12 protein-coding genes are annotated in these 20,072 nt (G+C 39.6%); 4 read left to right on the top strand and 8 right to left on the bottom strand.

The annotated features are described in order from the left end of the window. Nucleotides 1-532: 532 nt before the first annotated feature. The gene (locus AAHB12_RS04955; protein WP_342044513.1) at nucleotides 533-994 is read right to left on the bottom strand and encodes a DUF2231 domain-containing protein; all 462 of its coding nucleotides are present in this window, start codon (nucleotides 992-994) and stop codon (nucleotides 533-535) included. A gap of 33 nt (nucleotides 995-1,027) precedes the next feature. Further along, nucleotides 1,028-1,366 (bottom strand): hypothetical protein, encoded by a 339-nt coding sequence (locus AAHB12_RS04950; protein WP_342044512.1) that lies wholly within the window; start codon nucleotides 1,364-1,366, stop codon nucleotides 1,028-1,030. A gap of 214 nt (nucleotides 1,367-1,580) precedes the next feature. Between AAHB12_RS04950 and AAHB12_RS04945 the strand changes: the two genes are divergently transcribed. Then, nucleotides 1,581-2,264, top strand: coding sequence for a helix-turn-helix transcriptional regulator (locus tag AAHB12_RS04945; RefSeq protein ID WP_342044511.1), 684 nt, complete (start codon nucleotides 1,581-1,583; stop codon nucleotides 2,262-2,264). 681 nt (nucleotides 2,265-2,945) lie between these two features. Here AAHB12_RS04945 and AAHB12_RS04940 read toward each other — a convergent pair. From AAHB12_RS04940 to AAHB12_RS04920, 5 genes are all read right to left on the bottom strand, one after another. Further along, the gene (locus AAHB12_RS04940; RefSeq protein ID WP_342044510.1) at nucleotides 2,946-3,869 is read right to left on the bottom strand and encodes a pseudouridine-5'-phosphate glycosidase; all 924 of its coding nucleotides are present in this window, start codon (nucleotides 3,867-3,869) and stop codon (nucleotides 2,946-2,948) included. Between the two features lie 3 nt (nucleotides 3,870-3,872). Further along, nucleotides 3,873-4,961: a carbohydrate kinase gene (locus AAHB12_RS04935; RefSeq protein ID WP_342044509.1), complete on the bottom strand. Its 1,089-nt coding sequence runs from the start codon at nucleotides 4,959-4,961 to the stop codon at nucleotides 3,873-3,875. A 253-nt stretch (nucleotides 4,962-5,214) separates the two neighbouring features. Next, entirely contained in the window at nucleotides 5,215-5,445 is a 231-nt protein-coding gene (locus AAHB12_RS04930) for a hypothetical protein (protein WP_342044508.1), read from the bottom strand. Nucleotides 5,446-5,537: 92 nt separating this feature from the next. Beyond that, nucleotides 5,538-6,983, bottom strand: a complete 1,446-nt coding sequence (locus tag AAHB12_RS04925; protein ID WP_342044507.1) for a DEAD/DEAH box helicase — start codon at nucleotides 6,981-6,983, stop codon at nucleotides 5,538-5,540. 222 nt (nucleotides 6,984-7,205) lie between these two features. Beyond that, entirely contained in the window at nucleotides 7,206-10,427 is a 3,222-nt protein-coding gene (locus AAHB12_RS04920; RefSeq protein ID WP_342044506.1) for a DEAD/DEAH box helicase, read from the bottom strand. 203 nt (nucleotides 10,428-10,630) lie between these two features. Here AAHB12_RS04920 and AAHB12_RS04915 point away from each other — a divergent pair, with 203 nt between their 5' ends. Beyond that, nucleotides 10,631-10,792, top strand: coding sequence for a DUF3934 family protein (locus AAHB12_RS04915; protein ID WP_342044505.1), 162 nt, complete (start codon nucleotides 10,631-10,633; stop codon nucleotides 10,790-10,792). 507 nt (nucleotides 10,793-11,299) lie between these two features. Here AAHB12_RS04915 and AAHB12_RS04910 read toward each other — a convergent pair. Further along, nucleotides 11,300-13,117 carry an alkaline phosphatase family protein gene (locus AAHB12_RS04910; protein ID WP_342044504.1) on the bottom strand — a complete coding sequence of 606 codons (1,818 nt, stop codon included), beginning with the start codon at nucleotides 13,115-13,117 and terminating at the stop codon, nucleotides 11,300-11,302. A gap of 413 nt (nucleotides 13,118-13,530) precedes the next feature. Between AAHB12_RS04910 and AAHB12_RS04905 the strand changes: the two genes are divergently transcribed. Both AAHB12_RS04905 and AAHB12_RS04900 read left to right on the top strand, forming a co-directional pair. Next, nucleotides 13,531-16,284: a bifunctional YncE family protein/alkaline phosphatase family protein gene (locus AAHB12_RS04905; protein ID WP_342044503.1), complete on the top strand. Its 2,754-nt coding sequence runs from the start codon at nucleotides 13,531-13,533 to the stop codon at nucleotides 16,282-16,284. Nucleotides 16,285-16,510: 226 nt separating this feature from the next. Continuing rightward, nucleotides 16,511-19,657, top strand: a complete 3,147-nt coding sequence (locus tag AAHB12_RS04900; RefSeq protein ID WP_342044502.1) for an efflux RND transporter permease subunit — start codon at nucleotides 16,511-16,513, stop codon at nucleotides 19,655-19,657. Nucleotides 19,658-20,072 lie beyond the last annotated feature (415 nt).

The following is a 20,072-nucleotide window of genomic DNA, read 5'->3' as shown; positions in this document are numbered from 1 at the left end:
ATATTGCCATTATTATGTCTGTAATAGATATTTTCAAAACTTTTGCTTTATCCCTTTTTTTAATTGTTAATTGTACTTTTTACAGTAATTATAACTAAAAATTTAAAGGAACGCAATCGTTTCTTATTTTCTATAGCATAATATTCTTGCCTTTTTAAAAAGTTCCTTTTCCAAAAAATTAATTGTACTATTTACAATTAATGTAATGGATTATTTTTAAATAATCCATTTTTTTGTAAAAAAAATATAAATTCATTAATAAAAGATTGATGCATTTAGTACAAAACGGGTTCCGTTTAAAGGTACAAGTAACCAAAATCACATTAAAATCGTAATAAAAATATGTACTAACCTGCCCCGTTTAACAAGAAAATTATCAATATTCTTTTACGAAGCCATTACAATAAGAAAGAAGTAGCCTTTTTGCTAAGCTACTTCTTTCTTATTGTAATGGCGGAGATCCAAAAAAGTAATTGAAAGGGAGGGATTTTCCATTGAATACCCCTCGTTTTCTTAATAAAACCAGTTCACATTAGAATTTCTCCGATTCTGACTTATCAAATATTGACTCACTGCCGATAGCGTGTCGGTAAACGAGTTGTCCGCCAAACCACCCTCCGATTAGAAGAAAAATAAGCCCTAACAATGAGAGGGAAACGGAACTTATTAACCGCCAACCAGATAGAATTTCAACACCAAATCGGATAAAAAGGCTCCCCATAAACATTGTTATTGCAGTAATAATAACGGTCATATGGCGCATTGCGACTCGGTCGGCAGTCCCCTCTTGAGGAATGGCCAGAAAGTCAATCATGCCAGTAATTAGCGCAGGTATGGACATAACAAGACCTATTGCAAGATTATAAAACGAAAAACTCCACCAGAACGAAGCATCTGTCCAGACTCCAAGCAGATCACCAAGTAACGACACTGGCAATAGGGCCATTGGAAAATGCGTAACAACGGGGTGTACCGGATGTCCAAAAAACCTCAACCTTCTACGCTGTTTCATTTAACAACCGCCCCCTTACAAGATTCCAATAAGTAAAAGGATAAATGCGATAACTGCAGCTAAAGCATGAATTACAATTAGACCTTTAGGATGAGGTTTCTGGCGTAAATGGTAAAAAAACAGTACGAATCCGCCAAGCGCGGCAATAAGGAATAGAATCAAGGAAATAATCGGAAGTAATCCTGCATTTCCCTGAACGGCCCCAAGAATTAAAGTAATAAGACCGCCAGCCGCAACGGCACCATGTATAAGTGATAGCCACATAGGCAAATCCCTCTGACGAAACCCTAAAATCCCCAGCACTAGACCACCTAGTGCAGCAACTGCAAACAGAATAACAGATAAGAACAGCATCTTTACAATCCCCTCCATTTACAAATTTAAGGAATCACTTCACTCAAAATGAATACAACAATAACTTTAATTAATCAAGATTATAATTGGTTAATTTGGTTTATACATTATATTTCTGAATTATCAAATAATTACTTGTTTAATTAGTTTTTTTTTGGCATAGTAGTTACAAAGGGTATTTTTGGAAAAATCAATATTTACGGAGGTAATCGGTGTGAGTATTAACTCAAATCAGTTCCCAGGCCCACGACGTGATATTTTGTATTATCTGAAGCAGCATGGCCCGGCAACCGTTGCGGACCTCTCCTCACATTTGCAGATGACTGGAGAAGCTGTTCGTCAGCACCTCCTCCAGCTTACACAGGATAGATATATTCAGCGGCAATCTGAAAGAACCCCTGCTGCCGGTGCCGGACGGCCTTCTTTAAACTACAGTCTTACTATGGAAGGAGAGCAGCTGTTTCCTAAAAGCTACGACAGACTAACTGTAGAACTGATTGACACAATCATAGCGCAACTAGGAGAGGATTCTTTAAAGCAGGTCCTTTCTAGCATGACGGAAAGTCGGGTACAACAATGGGAATTTCGGCTGCGAGAATTATGTCTTAATGAACGTGTAGCTGCTTTAAAGGATATTTATATGGAAAACGATTCATTTATTGAAGTCGAACAGAATGGGGAAGAAATTTTACTGATTGAACGGAATTGTCCGTTTGCAAACGTTGCAATGAAGCGACCGGCCCTTTGCAGTGTAACGGTTAACGTACTCACAAGGTTGCTCGGACTCCGCGTAGTCCGGAAAGAAACCTTTCAGAACGGTGACGGCCGATGCGTTTTCAGCATTCTTTCCAATCAACCGATTGACACCGAATCATATTCCTTTTTATTAGAAAAGTAATACAGTCTGCCTAAGGCAAGTAATACTTACTGATGAAGCAATAAAACTGAAACTATTAACTATTTTAAAAGATCGGCATCTTCATAATAAAGAAATTCATACTATAACAGGATACAACTAAAAACAAGTGCAAAATGAATGAAGTCCCTTTATGATGAAGGTGTTAGGGTGTCTGGCAAAGGTCCCTGATTAAATGATTATTTAGATAAATAATAAAGACATTAATTTAGCTATTTATAATGAAAAGGAGCCTTAGTTTATATAAAGCTAACAGGCTCCATTTTTTATATAGTAGCTTTTTATTGATGCTTTAAAAGCATAAATGGAAGGTTAAGGAAAATTTCCCGTCATACGAAAATCCCCAATAAAATGATAAAAAACCGCATCTATTTATGGTACCCCCACTACTATCAAGCATTACAACCTTCCTGAAGCTTCCAAGTAATATATGACCAAGAAACCAACATGCCAAATACATATATAATTGCTATCTCAGTGCCTTTAATTTCATCTCTACTAACTGAGCACCCTACCATTTTCCACAATTTACAAATCATTATAAATATCAAGAGAGGTACCACAAATGTATTTCCTAATTATAAATTATTATATTTCCTATTTTTTCAGATCTTCAGAGCCCTAGCAAAATCCATCTTAAAACATAATCCAAAGTAATTCAGTTTACTTCACATCCACAATTTTTCTTAAAGCTATAGCAACTTTCGCTGCTACCTCTGCATTATGCTTTACCAATGAAATATTTGTTTCTAAACTTTTTCCTTTAGTCATTTGTTTAATACAATTTAATAAAAATGGCGTTACTTGTTTTCCAGTAATCCCCTTTTCTTTTGCTTCTTGAATTGCTTGGACAATAACATTTTCAATCTCTCTATGATTCATTGCATATGCTTCAGGCACAGGATTAGCTATTACAATCCCGCCATTTAAACCAAGCTCCCATTTTGTCTTCATTAACATAGCTATTTGTTCTGGTACATCAAGGCGAAAATCTACTCTAAAACCACTGTCACGAGAGTAGAAAGATGGAAACTTATCACATTGATAACCTATAACTGGTACACCTTGCGTTTCTAGATATTCTAACGTACGCCCTATATCCAAAATAGATTTTATGCCGGTACAGACAACAGCTACATTTGTTCTAGATAGCTCAGTTAAATCAGCTGATATATCCATTGTTTGTTCCCCCTCACGGTGGACACCACCAATACCACCTGTTGAGAACACTTTAATGCCAGCAAGAGCTGCCCCAATCATTGTAGCAGAAACTGTTGTGGCTCCAAGTTTTCCGGTTGATAATATATATGGCAAATCACGTCGACTTACTTTTTCTACTGTTTTACTTATTGCAAATTCCTCTAGCTCTTCATTTGTTAAACCAATTTTAATTTTCCCATCCATGATTCCTATTGTAGCTGGAACAGCACCATTATGATAAATAATCTGTTCTACTTCTTTCGCCGTCTGTATATTTTGTGGGTATGGCATTCCATGCGAAATAATCGTTGTCTCAAGTGCCACTACCGGTAAATGATTGCCTAACGCATGTTTTACTTCCTCCGTAAACGTCAAATAATGTTTCATCTATTATTCTCTCCCTACAAGAGTGTACAGTTTACTTTTATTTAGTTCCGTTGAAACAGAATCTTTTGTTTGCAACGTCAGATGAGCAGCTGCTAATCCTAACTTACATGCTTTAATCATGGTATTCTTTTGTAAAATACCAAATACAAAGCCCGCAACAAAGGAATCGCCAGCTCCCGTAACATCAATTACATCGGTTTTAATGGATGGGATATGTATGTTCCCTTCCGTTCCACTATAAAAAATCCCATCTTTCCCTAGTGTAATAACAACTTGTTTTACACCTTGAGCGTGAATGTTTAAAGCTGCAGATCGATAGTCTTCTACTGTTTCAATTTTCATATTCGATAACACTTCAGCTTCTTCTTTATTTGATAAAATAGCCTCTACTCCTTGAAGACAACTAGGTAGTCTTTTAGCCTTTTCAAAAGAAACAAGATTAATATACAAAGGAATTTCTTCTTTTCTACAGCGTTCAATTATATAAGTAAGGCAATCAGGGGATAAATTTGTATCTAATACAACCATAAAGGCAGATGCAATATGCCGCCATTTTTTCTCGATCATGCCTGGGGTAATATCCTCATAAATTTCCATGTTTGCAAAAGAGATAACCATTTCTCCATCATAATCTAATAAGGCTGTATACGTACCTGTACGTTTACCTTCAAGGCTCCACACTTGACTAACATCTATACCTTGCTTTTTTGTTTCTTCAATTAGCCACTGTCCTTCCTTGTCATCACCTACACCTGTAAGGAGTATTACGTCAAAACCTAAACGGCTTAAATTTTCCGAAATGTTACGTGCCACGCCTCCGCATGATTCTGACAATGTAGCTGGATTAGAGGTTCCAAAAAGTAGTTTTTGTTTACCATATATTTTTCGATCTATATTGGCACCTCCAATACAAATAATCGTTGATCTATCCGAGAATCCATATGCGTTTCTTTTAATTCTCCCTTTTTTAACGAGAGTAGCTAGATAGCTAGCTATAACCGAGCTGGAAACTCCTACTTTTTTTGCTAGATCCAGCTGTGAAATAGTTGGGTTTGCACGAATAATATCTAAAATTTGTTGTTCTTTATCCATTTTTCTCCCTCCTATAACTATATCTATATGGCTATTAATGTAGATTCAGTATAAAATTCCATCTTACTTAGTTTTTTCTTCAGTGAGGTGGGAGAGGCATCTACTAGTTAATTGGAGGGAAGAAAAATGAATTTAAGTGAGTAAGTTAGAAACAAGAAAATGCGGATTATGTTGTCGTTTGAGCTTAATCTAATGTTACTCGTTCAACATGTCAACATCTGTTCGGGTAATAGGTAAAAAGCAACCTGACAATCTAAGTTTTTCCCATCGAAAAAGCCCATGCAGCGTAAGCATTCGCCACATGGACCACTTGGTTTCCATAGTTATTCAATACAAAATAACGAGAAGCTTTTTGCACACATACCAAATCAATACAGAACCCATACATCCAAAATGTATAGAAATTTTGTTGTTGAAACTGTCTATTTTTCCCTATCTCCGCTCGAATCCCAATGACATCAGGTCCTAATGGTATGTCTCTCAAGAATTCCCCAGGTTCCCCCATCCTAAAATTCAACCAATAAAAAAATCACTAACACTTTGAGACTATTGATTTTCTATTGGTTGAGGATTTAATTACTTAATTGCCTTACTAACTTTCAGCTTCTTTCCTTTGATTGTTGTTTTCTCCATGGCTTGTAAGACTAGCGATCCTTTTCCATTAAGAATATCAACATAAGACAAATGATCCTGGATAGTTATAATTCCAATATCATCTGCTGTTACTCCGGGAATTTTTGTAATAGTTCCAACAAAATCTACAGCTCGAATCTTCTTCTTTTTTCCGCCGCTGAAATGGAGTTTCATGATATCTTTGTTTATTCGGGCAGTTTTATTATTTTTCACGACTCGGCGGCCACTGATTTTCTCTTCAAAAGCAGCTGTTCCTCTAGCAACTTCCTGATGACTAGGAGCTTCTATAGTAGGTATCTCAAAGCCAATGTATTTTTCAATGGCTTTAAGAAATTTTTCTTCATAACGTGTCGCAAACGTAATTGCTTTTCCTTTATTGCCGGCACGCCCGGTTCTTCCTGTTCGGTGGACATAGCCCTCTTTTTCCATTGGAACATCATAGTTGATGACAAGTGTCACATTATCAATATCAATTCCTCTCGCAGCTACATCGGTGGCCACAAGATACCGGAAATTTCCCATTTTGAAACCATCCATAACTGCAAACCGTTCTTCTTGTTCTAATCCTCCATGGAGTCTTTCACAAGAATAATTGGATTCTTCCAATTCGCTAAACACTGTATCGACGTGTTCTTTGGTTCTGCAAAAAATGATACAGCTCTCTGGATTTTCAACGACCGTAACGTCTTTAAGCAGTGAAATCTTTTCTTCTTCTTTCACTTCGATTAAAATATGTTCAATTGTATCCGTCGTTATCCCGGTAGCAGCAATCTCGATATTAATAGGATTTTTCATATATTTATGACAGAGATTTTCAACATCTTTAGGCAAGGTAGCAGAAAATACCATCGTGACTCTATTTGAAGGAAGTTCTTTTATAATCTCTTCTACCTCTTCGATAAAACCCATATTAAGCATTTCATCAGCTTCATCTATAATAAGATACTTTATTTGGTCTAAAATGAGGGTTCCTCTCTCGATATGGTCCATCATACGTCCAGGTGTACCGACGACTACATGAGTTCTTTGTTTCAATTCTTCTTTTTGTTTTGAAAAAGGTTCTTTTCCATAAACGGCCATAGCCTTAATCCGTTTAAACCTTCCAAGATTCGTTATATCTTCTCGAACTTGAGCAGCAAGCTCCCGAGTTGGTGTAAGAATCAATGCCTGTGGCTTTTTCTCCTCCCATTCAATCATTTCGCAAATAGGTATACCAAAGGATGCAGTCTTACCACTGCCTGTTTGAGATTTTACTACAAGATCTTGATTTTCCATTGCTACTGGTATTACTTCACGCTGAACTTCTGTGGGAGTTTCGTATTTTAACACAGCAAGTGCTTTTCTTATTTCATCGCTTAAATTAAAATCCTCAAAACTTCTTTCACTCATGTATTAACCTCGCTTTTTTGTATTATCCGACTTATATAGGATTCTCACAAAGAAATATCATATGCAAAATCTGACTATGGTTCATTATACTTAAAATGCCGGACAAATTGGCTTTTATTTTTAATTATTAAAAATAACATACTGGATTGAACCAAGAATGGAGGCAAACCGTTCACCTAGGGAAACGAAACAATCCCCAAGGGTGTTAAGTAGCGGGAGTATTCATATCATTAATATTTCCCGAATGTCCTCTTCTGTAAGAGTAGACGACGCTTTCTCCTCAGAATCAATAATTTCTTTAATCAGATACCTCTTTTTTTCTTGCAGTTCATTCATTTTTTCTTCAATTGTACCACGGGCAACAAGCTTGATGACCTGTACAACATTTGTCTGACCAATGCGATGGGCACGGTCAGCTGCTTGCTCCTCGACTGCAGGATTCCACCACATGTCATATAGGATAACGGTATCGGCACCCGTCAGATTAAGGCCTGTACCGCCTGCTTTCAAGGAAATGAGGAATAAATCACGTTCGCCTGCATTAAATCGATTGCAGATTTCCACTCGTTCCTCTGATGGAGTGTGTCCATCAAGGTAGAAAAAAGGCAGCCCTTGAATTGCTAATTCTCTACCTATGAGCTCAAGCATTTTCGTAAACTGTGAGAAAATCAACACCCTTCTTCCAGAAAGCTTTGATTCCTCTACAATCTGCATCAGTTGTTCGAATTTCGCGGAGCCTCCTTTATAGCCGTCCACAAACAAGGCTGGGTGACAACAGACCTGTCGTAACCGAGTCAAACCAGCCAAGATTTTGATACGATTTTTTCGGAGTGTATCCTTGTCTAGATGCTTCAACGTATCCTCTCGCAGCTTCGCTAAATAGGCAGCGTACAGCTTCTTCTGATCAGGAAGCAACTCCACCGATTCCATCGACTCGATTTTATCAGGAAGCTCTGAAAGTACATCCTCTTTCAACCTGCGAAGCAAAAATGGACGGATCCTCCGAGCAATCGTTTCCCTTGGGAGATTACTGTATTCCTTTAACCCCAGGAATAGTTCAGGAAAGACAACGTGAAAAATTGACCACAGCTCCTCTAGTGAATTCTCCACTGGCGTACCAGTAAGGGCGAAGCGATTACCTGCCATTATCCTCTTCACTGCTCGTGCTGTTTGTGTCATAGGATTTTTAAATGCCTGCGCCTCATCAAAAAACACCGTGTGAAAGTCTTGTTTCTCAAACCACTTTATGTCTCTAAGTAACAATGGATAGGAGGTAATGACAACATCCATATCCGCTACATCCTTTTGTATCTTGTTCCGCCCTGTTTTATTGCCATCAATGACAACAGCTTGTACATCCGAAGCAAATTTCGTAATTTCACTAAGCCAGTTATGCGTCAAAGATGATGGGCACACAATAAGGACCGGGAGCTTCTTTTTGCGGATGTCAGGAAGCTCTGATAGAATAAACGTAATGCTTTGCAGCGTTTTACCCAATCCCATGTCATCTGCGAGAACCCCTCCGAAGCCATAATTAGCAAGTGCTTTCATCCACTTGTAGCCGTGCTTTTGATAGTCACGCAATAGCACTTCTAAACTCTTCGGCACTTCGAACTCCAAACTGCCCGGATTACGGATGTTTTCTAATAACTGACGAAACGATTCCTCTAACTTAAATGTATTACTATCATCAACAGAATCAAGAAGCTGAAGCCCCCGGACGATTGGTAAGTTCAAGCCACTTTCCAGATCTTTATTCTGGTCTGGAATTTCATTCAGAAAACGATTAATTTCTGCAAATTCCCATGTTTCCAACGAGAGTAGCGATCCGTTTGGCAAACGATAATACTTTCGTTTCTCCTCTAAAGCCAATAGAACCTCGCGTATATGTTTTTCAGGAATGCCATCCATTTCAAATTTGAATTCCAGCCAATTAGTCCGTTCTTTTTTGACCTTCACCCTAACTTGCGGACGGGCATTCTCCTTGGCAATCCGGTTTCTCACTGCTGTAGTTGCATATATTTGTACAAGCTTTTGAAGCTTCGGAACGACATGGTACAAAAACTCATACTCCAACTCTTCATTATGCAAAAAATATCCGCCATCTGTCTTGGCAAACAAGCTATCCTCCATCAGCTGAAGGATCGCAGCCTCCTTCTCCACATCCCTTATAAGCCTGGGGACTGCCCGGAGTTCCCTGCTGTCCAATGGATTAATCACCATATTTTCATAGTGAAACTCCAGTCCGGCAAGCAGACGATCTTTCACACGATCCAAGTATAGCTTGGCAATTAACGATGTCTTCACCAAATTCTTAGGAATAGCTCCAGATATTTGAACATCTCCTAGTTTTTTCAAACCTGGAACCACTTTTTCCAGGAAAAAATCTATTTGCTCCTGAGGAATGGGAATTTGATTCGTTCCTGACGCATCTAGCATCTGTTTTAGATCTGAAAGACGTTGGCAGTCCTCACTTCTCAGCTTTACTAATTTTCCTCCAGATAGAACAGACCTATACGAATCGAGCACCATCAGATGATTTAACCCTTTGATCTTCAGTTGATAGCCTTTACCCTCAGCTTCTGCAAAGTCAAACTGTAAAGGAAGCAGTTCGTCCGATAAGTACAGACTGTCAAACGTATTTCCGTCGTACTCTAGCTTCACTAACGGTGCTCTTATAATTAAAGGTATAAGCCGTTCCCAAGAAGATGGTGGAATAAATAACATGTGATTGCTGATGGTATAGTTGGAATTGTCCGGTAGTGCGTCAACATACACTTTTTCATCATGGACCACTTGGATAAGCTGCTGAATAATAGCATCCGTTTCTTTTTGAAAGCAATGAAGGCTTGGGTCGTATGTGAATGAAATAGAAAGCAAGCTGGGATTACCTTCTTTCACTTGCTCCAGAAAATCTCGGATATTTTGCACATTGGCCGGACCAATCTTAACTTCTATTCCGAACATATTTCGTCCCTTGCCCATCGTGACGGGTTTACACGTAAACTCTGCATCAAGTACTTGTCTGTTTTCAAAGTGAAGCTGATGGCCGCTTGATCGTATAGGCTGATCATTGAAAAGAGTCAGCAAATCTTCTGTAAGCGCCTGATTTGTTGAAGAGCCAGACTGACGTTCGCTTGGACCAATAGGGATTGTTCCTTGACGCTGATGCTCATAAATCGACAGTAACACGGCCGCAATGTGCTGACAATCTCTTTGAAAGGAAGCTAGCGCAGGGCAGCTGCATTTCGTGCGAAAGCCATCGCTCTCATTCTTTTCAATGGTTACATGGAAATCTTCCGTTCCTGTAACCGTTGCTTCACAATTATCAGGACTGTAATTTTCAAATGTTACTTTATTAGCGCGATAAAAAGCGTCTCCCCTTTTGAAGGAGACTGTACCGCACATTTCTTTAATGATTTTTTGGTTTAATTTTATCTTCAAATAACCCGCTCCTTTCCGAGGATATTTCACTTCTGTTATCAAGACTTATTTAGATGAGATTGGTATTTTAAATACATGGTGACAAATCTTCGCACATAATTATAATCTAGTGTAGGTTACTGCAATTGTTTTATGGTAACATACAATAGGAAAGACTAATAAACAAGAGAAACTTAGGTATACAATTATAATGGAGTGATTATATGACTAAGGAAAAAGGTAAAAGCGGAACGGGAAGCGGAACAGGCAAGAAGGGTTGGAATCGCTGGCAGGCCAAAACTAATAAGGCTAAGAGTGCCAAACCTTATGTGAGTAAAGGTGTCAAAAAGACTACTAGCAGCAATAAAGGCGGCACATCACAATAAATTCGTATAGAGATTTAAGATAATATTATAAGTTTCATAAAAGGAAAATAAACGTATAACATTCATAGTAATAGCAGCTTACTTGCCATGTTGCTTCCAACTTTGATTACTTGCGCAATCAGTGCTGGAATCTCAGCAATGATTTTGCCCCGCTCTATACTCACTGAAAAGATTGCCCGACGAAATATTCACATTAGTCGTGACTACATGGTAGACCCATTAGAGCTCTGCCAGATTTCAGAAATTATGTCAAAATCTCTACTTAACGGTTCCGACAAATAAGACGATCGTAGAGATGATTGAAAACATACTTCAGCAAAATCATATATAAGCCTATCCAAGTATGTTTTGACATAAAAAAAAACACCCCAATAGTTAGATTTTTTGCCTAACAATTGGGGTTCAGTTCATTGTATTCTTTTTGTTTTGAATAGGTATTTATCAACAATCCCACAATGAGGATTCTTTAGTCTTGTTGTTCACTCTCTTTTCAATCATGCATATTTTTTATTTGCTTGTAACCGTTACTGTATCTCCTTGAGTATCCATCGACCAACCAAGGATATCGACTGCAGACTGAAGAGGAATGTAGGTAATTCCTGTCGGACTCTTCCAAGTATTTGTTTCTAAATGAATTGGCTTTCCGTCCACAAACACCGTATTTCCTTGTACTTTCCATTCAATTTGTTTCTCTGTTGTTTGAAGGAGCAGGCGATTTTCCTTTATTTGTGTGACAGAGCCATTCACGCTACGGGCAAAATCGTCTAACGGAACCATAACGTTACCCTTACTGTCAACAAACGGAGCTTCGCCAACGTGACTCACTCCTAGTAGAGCATTGTTTAGCCGCACTTTTACAGCAGTTCCATTAGCAGACTGGTTAGTCAAATCACCGTCGTTATACATGTAAGGCAAGAAGTTCGGGTGATCAAAATCAAACATGTCCAACATGTTATTGGCAGTAGCGTCCTTACTGTTCAACGCTGGCAACTTATAGTTCCACTCTAAGAACTTTAAAATAGATGAATGATCATATTGAACGTGACTCACATAATTCTCCTTAGCATAAGGAGATATCACTAATGCAGGGATACGCGGTCCATTTCCTAGAAGCCCGTCTTTATTCGGAGCAATAGAATTGGGAGCTACATGGTCATAGAAGCCGCCGCCTTCATCATATGTGACAATAATTGCTGTATCTTTCCAGTACGGGCTATTCATGATTTCATTAATTGTATCTACTGTAAATTCTTCAGCAGACGGTGTGCTTTGATTTCCTGTACCAGGATGCTCATCGTCCCCATATCCAGCCTTTATAAAGCTAACGGCAGGAAGATTTCCGCTTGCAATGTCCTGTGCGAATTTGTTGTAGTCCTTTAGGTTGTTACTATACTTCCCATCCTCATAGTTTTGGAAGTATTGGAATGGGTTGTGGTGCGGTGAATATTTCTTCGCTTCATCCGAAGTAGGATCTGCCTTTGCTGCATCCCATCCTCCAGCATACCAAGCCCAAGATTGGTTCGTAGCACTCAACTCATCCCCAATGTTTGGATAGGTGAGATTATATGTAAGCCCGTTCGTGCTATCCCCTCCAAATGGACCATTTTTAGGGGATGGATCACCAGTTATTTGAGAGTTAGGGTTTGTGTTGCTCGCCGGTTCACTGCCATTTCCCGACTGTGCCGCTACTAAATAGAGTGCACCTGGTGTTGAAGGGCCATAGACAGGTTGGAAATAGTTATCCGCTAAAGCATAATGTTGAGCGTATTGCCAATAGGCCGGAATATCGTTGTAATCAAAATATGACATAGATAATAAGCCTTTGTCATTCGTATCGGTTGTTTTGCCGCTATCATGATTGACCTGATAGAACTTGTCCATTTTTCCGCCATCCACCATGGATATCATCGCACTATAGCCGTGATTTACATCTGTTTCTTGAATATCAGCTTTCCCCGCATCATGCCAAGGGTAAATCGGATTTCCATTTACATCAGGATTGTAAACAGCCCCATTCACATCTCTAGTCACATTCCCTGTGACATACTTAAAGTTTCTAACATCCTGAGGCGTTCCATTAAGCGGCTTGAATCCAGGTGCATAAGGATAGGTACCGAAGTAGTTATCAAACGTACGATTCTCCTGAAAAATTACTATGGTATGTTTGATTGGTGAAGCTGTCTTTGCTTCTACAGAAGACATTTTTGTTTCTGCAGAAGATGCCTTCGCTTCTGCTGCATGTACGGGTAACGTACCAAACAAAGGTGTTGCTATAATCGATAATGCCCCCAAAGATAATGTAAAATTACGAAATCCTCTTCTCACCTTGACTCCTCCATAACGTGATTTACTTTTAATTAGATTAACAAATCAAAGATATCAACAATATGTAAAGTTTCCTTGATGATTTTGTCATTTATTTGTAAATCCTATTTGACGATGAAAATCGCAAACCCCTTCTGCTTCCTTTTGAGTTTTTCCCTCCATAGCCAAATAAACAGATGTAATCCCCATACATGATGTTTTTGTTTTTTGCACACAAGCTAGAATGGGTAAGGCTATATAAGCTAATAATGCCACTGGTCTCTTATTCTTTTATTCTACCAACCAGTAAAATCAAAACACTGAATCTATATACATGAATTTAATCAAATAAAATATAATTTACATTAACATAATACTAGGTTAATAAATCAAGACTAACCTACTCTCATATCCAACAAATAGGGGGGGAAATTTTGAAAAAGAAATTCAGAAACAAAAAAAGACTGCTTAGTGGAATTGCCTTGAGTACTGTACTGATAGGTTCCGCTGGTGTCTATGCTGCACAGGAAAGTGGTTTTGGAAGCAATTTAGTTGGTGAACAAGCAGATGGTTCAGTTCAAACACCTGTTAACCAATTAATCACACCGGCTGGAAAGCAAATTGAATTTGGCGGTAACCCCATTTCTGTTGCTGTCCATCCAAACGGAAAAACAGCTGTAACCATAGTTGGTCGTAATAATTACGGCGGTAAAGGTATCAATGTCGTTGATCTTGCGACAGGAAAATTAATGCTCAATGATTTCGATTTAGGCCTTACTACAATGTGGGGATTGGCTTATTCTAAGGACGGCAGTCAACTTTATGCAACTGGCTCTAAGGGCGGTAAAGGTAAGGTTGTCGTAATGTCAATTGATGCGGACGGAAAACCAGCTATCCAAAAGACTTATACTCTTCCAAATGCAGCTGTTGGCGGAAATATCAACCCGCTTGATCTAGCAGTGGGACCACAAGGTCAGCTATTAGTAGCCCTTAACCGTGACAACAGTCTTGGAGTTATGGATCCACAGACAGGTACACTCACTGCCAAAATTGCGGTAGAAAATGCCCCAACGGGTGTGTTAGTTGATGGAAATACAGCATACGTTACAAACCAAGGCGGCAGAGTAGCTAAAGCTGGAGACACGACGGTTGACTCTTCCGGGACTCAAGTTGTAGTAGATCCTAAAACAGGGGCAACTTCAACAGGAACTGTTTCCATTGTTGACCTGACAACCAACACTGTTACAAAAACCATTGATGTGGGTATGCAGCCTGAACGTATGACGCAGTCAGGTCAGTACATATTCGTAACCAATACAAACAGTGATACTGTTTCAGTTATTGACACGAAGACAAACACGGTAGTTCAAACGATTGATATTAAACCATATCCTGATGCACCAAAGGGATCTGCACCAAATGCTGTAAAGGTTGTAGATAATAAGCTCATGGTAAGCCTCGGCCGCGATAATGCAATTGCTGTATATGATTGGCAAGGTCCTGAAAAAACGCCTGAATTGCAAGGTCTCTTACCGACTGCTTGGTTTCCAGTCGATATAGCGGTGGATTCTGCAAATAAAAATCTCATAGTGGCTAATGCGGATGGAATTGGTTCCCGTGGACCAGCACGTAATCTAACAATTCAAGGAATTACGGTAAATGGCCATTCTTCCTATGCACAAATGGGATCTCTTTCATTGATTCCATTCCCTACAGCTGAAGATCTTGTTAAGGGGACAAAACAGGTTTACGCCGACAATAACTGGTTTGGCTTAAAGAATCTTAACGCGGCGCCGCGTAACAATAAACAACCTGTTGCTATGCCAGAGCGAGTTGGTGAGCCATCTACTATTAAACACGTATTCTATATTATTAAAGAAAACCGCACGTATGACCAAGTGCTTGGCGACTTAGGAAAAGGGAATGGAGAACCAGCCTTAACGCAGTTCCCTAGAGCTGTGACCCCGAACTTCCATAAACTAGCCGAAACGTACCCGTTATTGGATAATTTCTATGTTTCAGGTATTCAGTCAGCAAGTGGACACCAATGGGTTATGCAAGGAACGAATACAGATTACGAGGATAAAGAAACAGATTCAGCTAATGTCCGCAGCTATCCGGGCGGCGCTGGGGACCCAATGGCCTATGCACCTACCGGCCATTTATGGGATCAAGCCATTAAACATGGCGTATCTGTAGAAAACTTTGGGGAAGACACGACTGGTTTTACCGGTTCAGCACCATTTGGCACTTGGACAGATTGGTACAATGATTACTTAATCCTGTCTGGACAAAAGCAAGGGGATCTTCATGTTCCAATTGGCAACTATTCAGCAACATATGATATTCCATCCCTTGGACCAATTACACATAAAACATTCCCGACGTTTGATACGAATATCCCTGACCAATATCGATATGAAATTTTTAAGCAGCAATTTGAACAACACGTAAAAAATAATGACCTGCCAGCACTAACCACAATGTGGGTAATGGATGACCATACTGCCGGAAGTGCTACAGGCTCCCCAACACCACAGGCTATGGTAGCAGACAATGACTTGGCAGTTGGTAAAATTGTTGACTTAATCTCCCACAGCCCATACTGGAAAGACTCTGTCATTTTTGTAACTGAAGATGATGCGCAAAATGGATTAGATCACGTTGACGGTCATCGCGAGCCAGCTTATGTGATTAGTCCTTGGGTGAAAAAAGGAAGTACTAACAGCCACTATTGGACTGTTATCAACATGGTTCGCAGTATTGAGCAGATTCTCGGTCTTCCAGCCATGAACCAAAACGATGCAGCGGCAGAACCTATGAGTGAGCTCTTTACGGATCATCCAGACCTTACACCATATACATTTGAACCAAACCAAATCCCGCTTGACACATTAAACGGACAACCGGATGCAAATACCGCAGCGCTTGCCAACACAGCTCAGGTAACACCAGAAGCAAAGGAACTTTCGAAACAGTGGACAGAATGGTCCAACAAGAATAAAGATAAATTAACTGGTAAACACGCATCACCAGATGAAATCAACGCAAATATGCTAAATCACTCAGTATGGTATGCTACAAAAGGGTTTGACAAACCGTATCCAGGTGAAAAGAAGGTGCTTACACCAGATGAAGTGGAGAAGCAACCTGAAAGCAGTGCACCATCTCCTGCTGACAATAACTAATAGCTCTTTCTAATGCCCTGCTGCAAAATGACAGTCGGTAACGTAACAAGTAGCTACCCATAAGGGGTAGCTTTTGTTATGGAAGATACTATCTAAGCCGGGTATCAGCGCTGTGCACAATTGGGATCTTTTAGGGATTCTGAATACTTTTAGGAGTAGTTTAGATTGTATCCACTATAGTAAGAGAGGAGCGCTTTCGGGTTTATCACTGCCCGGATAAAATAATATGAAACGACTGATAGATGAAATGATGAAACGTGCCGTTCTCATTGTAACCTTGATCGCACTTATACTAGTATGGGGAGGAATGTCTGCACGACACATTCAACGGGACTACCTGCCAGAGATTAATAACTCCACCCTAACGGTCACAGTACGTGCGGAAAATTACCAGGCGGAGCAAGTAAAAGCAAAGATTACAAAACCGATCCAACAAGCCGTACGGGTGGTAGACGGTCTTCAAGATGTCGAGACGAACTCATTTAATGGCGGTTCATTAATAAGTCTTAATTTTCCAATGAATTATGATATGAGGCATGCGGAGGAACAGGTATCTAAAGCATTAGAAACGATTTCGCTGCCGGTTGGTGTTCAAAAACCTTTGGTAACGCGTCTTAGTACGCATTCTCTACCCATGATGAGAATTAGTTTGATAAGTGCTTCTAACAATATTACTGAAAATACGCTTCGAACTGCTATTCAAGAAGATGTTGTAGATTTGTTGAAAACAGTTCCAGGAGTGCAGGATGTACAAGTATCCGGGGGTGGAAATGCCGGATATGCTGTGACCCTTCGAACAGAAGACCTAAAAAAAGCAGGGTTAACAGTAGACGACATAAAACGGTCACTTCAGGAGAAATATGCAACTGAAGCGGAAGGAAATGTATCAGACAACCAGATTTCTATTCCTATCCAAGTTTCAGGTTGGGGATTAAATCAACAAGATCTACTCCAGCTTCCTATTCATACAAGAGATGGGAAAACCGTACCGCTCTCTGATGTAGCGGACATTTCAAACGCAATCGTGAATCTGCAGACTATTTCAAGAACCAACGGGAAACCTAGCGTTCTGTTAGATGTTTTAAAAACCCCTTCATCCAATATTACGGATGTATCCGACCGAATAAGGAGCAAAATCAAGGATACTCCCGCCTTGAAAAATAAAGATATAAAACTTTCCATTCAATTTGATCAGGGTGAGCAAGTCAATGCATCTTTAAAAGGTCTGATAAAAGAGGGCTTGCTAGGTTGCTTGTTTTCGATGGTTTGTGTATTTCTCTTTTTCCGTACAGTTCGTTCTACGCTATTAATAGCTCTTTCACTGCCAATCTGCTTATTGGCGACCACCGGTTTACTAAAAACGATGGGGATAAGTCTAAATATTCTTACCGTTTCTGGACTGATTGTTGCAATGGGCAGGGTAGTCGATGACTCGATTGTTATACTTGATAATATGAACCGTAAAGTGCATGAGGAAAAAGAAAAAAATAGTATGAATCTATTAGCAGCTGCAGTTTCCGAAATGATTCCTGCTATTGTAGCGTCTACTGCAACAACTATTGCTGTCTACATCCCAATTGCACTAATTGGCGGCATGGTGAGTTCAGCTTTTTCAGGATTTGCCTGGTCTGTCGTGATTGCACTGGTCATTTCACTATTTGTTTCAATCCTTGTTGTGCCGGTTCTTTATAACCTGATTTGGAAAGGAAGACCTATAGCCGTCAACGATCGGCTAGAACCGTTTGCACATAAAATTCTCATCTGGGTGTTTCAACAAAAGAAAAAAATGGTTACCGCCTTTCTTGCATTATTCTTGATTACTTCGGTGGGAGCAGCTTTTCTTCCCGTTAATTTTTTACCAAGAACAAATAACGCAGGCCAAATCGCGGTTCAAGTTGAAATGCCTCAGAATACTTCATTAACAGAAGTCGATGCAGAAGTAAAAAGATTGGAAGATTTAATAAAAACAAATCCTAAAGTGGACTTCTTTTCTTCAGGGCTCGGTTCATCTTTTACTCCCCAATCTGATGATGTTTTTGATGCAGGAGGTGGATGGATTCAACAACCAAACATTGCCAATTTATCTATAACTGTTAAGCACAGTACAGATGTAAATGCCTTTATGCTTGAATTGCAGAAACAATTAAATTCTCTATCAAGTAAAGCGGTCTACACTGTTACGAATCAAAGCATAGCAGGCGATGATTCGCAATTAAAGATCAATATTACAGGGGCGGATAGTGAGACGCTGGAGTCCATGGCTCGAACAATCGTAAACCAGCTTAAATTGGTCCCAGGACTGGCTGTACAGGGTTCGGCAGATAATGAAGACCATATCACGCAGTATCATATCACGCTCAATCGGAAGGCGATAGAAAAGAATGGGATTCAGGTAGAGGATATTTTAAATCGAATTCAGCAATATACTGCAGAAGGGTCAACAGGTACAATCTCAATTAACCAGGATACGTTTCCAATTGTAATCCATTCTGATTTACAAAAGCATGGTACGAATGTTAGTAGTAAAGATCTCTCTCAAGACATTTTCTCTTTACTAGGTAGGGAAACTTTTATAAATAACAAAGGGCAAAATGTTTCATTGGATCAACTTGCAATGCTAACACCAAACTCAGATCCATCGGTGATTCAAGAGAAAGATGGGCATCCATATGCAGTGGTCACAGCGAACATCATTTCAAGCGATATCGGAAAAGTCACTACACAGGTCAACAGTGCCCTTGAGAATATTCCGTTACCTGAGGGCGTGAAGTATTCCTTCGCGGGTGCACCTCAACAAGTATATGAAATGATTTATGAGATGGCTATTGCTTTATTCTTTTCCATTTTGCTTGTTCTCTTAATCGTCAGTGCCGTTTTTCGGGGATGGAAAGCGCCTCTGTCAGTTCTCATTTGTATTCCATTGGCCTTTATCGGATCAGTAATAGGGATGTTTATCTTTGGTATGGAGTGGGATCTTGCAGCATTAGTTGGATTCATGATGTTAACAGGAATCGTCGTCACAAATGGGATTGTCCTTGTCGATAAAATAGAGAGAAACTTGGCAAACGGGCTGGTAGTAGAAGAAGCTATTTTACAAGGAACGCTGTCCCGAGTACGTCCTATCCTAACGACGGCCTTCACAACGATTTTGACAGTACTACCATTAGCTTTTTCTTCCCAGGCCGATACGGTAATCTCTCAAACTCTCGGGATTGTTGTTGTAGGCGGGCTAATCAGTTCAACATGTATTAGCTTATGTATGATTCCAATTAGTTATAAATGGATGTATCATACACGTACAGGTTCTTCTTCAAAACACATTGGAGGGGAACAAATATCTGTTTTGAACAACAATATCAAAAACACGATCTGACAACTCCCACCGCTAAAGCAGTGGGGTTCAAGAGTACTACTACACTTCTCAACGACACCTTATCTTTCTGTATAGAAAGAGTTTCTATCAAAGCACTGGTGTAGATGGACGTATGGCGTATAGCCAGGCACTTCGCTCGACAAGCCTTAAAAGACTCTCGATGTACTTATCGTTCTGCATCGGACGTGATCACGACCGATTTGTAAATGAGATCGTTGAAGATTTTACCTAGCAGACGTTTTTCCTGCTAGAACCTCATATCTTCAGTTTTCAAAGGACAAGTTGTCCGATAGGGAGATTGTACCGAAATATTCCAAACCAAACAAGGATAGTAACATGTTCAAATACTTGAAGCACCACAACTTTTCGGTTGATCAGTGGTGCTCCGTATTTGACCTCACTTTCATCCCACGTC

The sequence above is a fragment of the Bacillus sp. OTU530 genome (assembly GCF_038440375.1).
Note: the sequence above shows the minus strand (reverse complement) of the source record. Positions and strands in the feature narration are given on the sequence as shown.